The sequence below is a fragment of the Roseivirga sp. E12 genome, assembly GCF_017592825.1.
In the GTDB taxonomy this organism is placed as follows: Bacteria; Bacteroidota; Bacteroidia; order Cytophagales; family Cyclobacteriaceae; genus Roseivirga.
This window is the reverse complement of the sequence record NZ_JAGFMD010000029.1, coordinates 1-428: the sequence shown is the minus strand read 5'-3', so window position 1 is coordinate 428 and position 428 is coordinate 1. Positions and strand designations below refer to the sequence as shown.

General features: G+C 50.0%; 1 protein-coding gene. It reads right to left on the bottom strand.

What is annotated here, in order from left to right:
• Nucleotides 1–428, bottom strand: a 428-nt coding sequence (locus J4E76_RS20765) for a Calx-beta domain-containing protein (protein WP_208506717.1), incomplete at both ends; no start/stop codon positions are given.

Below are 428 nucleotides of genomic sequence, written 5' to 3'. Positions count from 1 at the left end.
GTATCGGCTGTCGGGGTGACCGTAAAAGTCTGCGTCTCTCCCGCTGTACCTGCAAAAGTTAAGGTCTGAGATGTAATGGTTGTATAGTCACTGTCAGCTGTTGTCGCTGTGCCATCGGCAGAGCTTACATCCACCGTAAAGCCTCCTTGGACTGCATTGTCTAGCGTAGCGGTCACTGTTATCGCTCCGCCATTCTCTGCTCCACTGATATCGGCTATCGTTACTGCTGCTGCATCATCATTGGTGATGGTGACTGTCGCCCCATCGGAGATCGCTACACTTAATGTAGTTGCCGATAGGTTAGATTGACTGATGGTCAAAGTCTCATTGGCTTCCAGCTTAGTATCGGCTGTCGGGGTGACCGTAAAAGTCTGCGTCTCTCCCGCTGTACCTGCAAAAGTTAAGGTCTGAGATGTAATGGTTGTATA